This window comes from Aliivibrio finisterrensis (assembly GCF_008933155.1).
In the GTDB taxonomy this organism is placed as follows: Bacteria; Pseudomonadota; Gammaproteobacteria; order Enterobacterales; family Vibrionaceae; genus Aliivibrio; species Aliivibrio finisterrensis.
The window spans coordinates 1-1,291 of the sequence record NZ_WBVP01000058.1; the positions used below are offsets into that span (position 1 = coordinate 1).

Below are 1,291 nucleotides of genomic sequence, written 5' to 3' on the forward strand. Positions count from 1 at the left end.
GGTTCATCGCAGATTAGCGGGAATTGAAAACAAAAACGGCAGTTAGTGGTAAAGTTACATCGCCAAACACAACTTTTCACAAACTGCCATTTTCATGCCAAATAATACTTTTTTATCATCGTTCTGGAAAGGTTTTCAGATCGTAAAGTCTCATAAAACTGATTCATTAATCTCTATAACCTTAAAGCCTGATTCCCCAGCATTCTGCTCTTGTGGGCGACTCTCTGAATTTACTCACGATACTCAGTGGCGAACTATTAAAGACGCTATGATATTAGGAACTCCAGTTGAACTTTTGATTCAGACTAGGCGCATTACATGTTCGCTATGCGGTACAAAAACGGAAGCAATATCTTGGCTTAAACCATACTCACGCCTGACTAATCGATTGATAGAATATATTGAACAACTGTTGCCTTTGCTGCCGATTAAACATATTTCAGAACTGACTGGAGTACATTGGCACACGATAAAGAACATTGATAAACAAAGACTTAAGCGAGTTATTCCTGACATACCATGGGGTAAATTACGTCAACTAGTGATGGATGAGTTTGCCATATTTAAAGGACATCGATATGCAACAGTGATTGCCGATGCGCAGACGCATCAAGTGCTTTGGATTGGTTTAGGTAGAAGCCGAACTGATATCAGGCCTTTCTTTGAAGAGCTTGGTAAGCATGCCGAAAATATCGAAGCAGTGGCTATGGATATGAATACAGCTTTCGATCTCGAAGTGAAAGCTCATTGCCCTAATGCACGTATTGTATACGATCTTTTTCATGTGGTAGCCAAATATGGACGAGAGGTAATGGATAGGGTTAGGGTAGATCAAGCGGATCAACTCAAAGAAGACAAAAAAGCTCGTCGTTGGATTAAGCGTTCACGCTGGATCCTTTTGAAAAATAGAGACAATCTAGACGCAAATCAACAGAGTTATTTAGATGAAATACTTTCGGTAAACCACGATTTAATGGTGACTCATTTGCTAGGAGAGCAATTAAAAGAGCTCTGGTATTGTGACTCAGAAACGCAGGCAATAGAACTATGGGATGTATGGTGGCAGCAGGTAAATGAGAGTGGGATCAAACCACTGATCAGTTTTGCACGAAAGTTAAAACCATACCTTCACGGAATTGTTAGTTCGTCTTTATATCGATTAAATACATGTACACTGGAAGGAATAAATAACAAAATTAAGTTAATCAAAAGAATGGGGTATGGCTACAGAGATACGGACTATTTCTTTATGAAGATAAAAGCGGCTTTCCCCGGAAAGCCGCGATGAACC

Annotated in this window: 1 protein-coding gene; it reads left to right on the forward strand. The window is 39.7% G+C overall.

All coding sequences use genetic code 11. From position 1 onward, the window contains the following. Nucleotides 1–94 precede the first annotated feature (94 nt). Nucleotides 95–1,288, forward strand: coding sequence for an ISL3 family transposase (locus F8B77_RS17240; RefSeq protein ID WP_151656891.1), 1,194 nt, complete (start codon nt 95–97; stop codon nt 1,286–1,288). Nucleotides 1,289–1,291 lie beyond the last annotated feature (3 nt).

Bases quoted from the DNA above. Each gene is read 5' to 3' on its own strand.
- F8B77_RS17240 (WP_151656891.1), top strand. From the start codon at position 95: ATGCCAAATAATACTTTTTTATCATCGTTCTGGAAAGGTTTTCAGATC.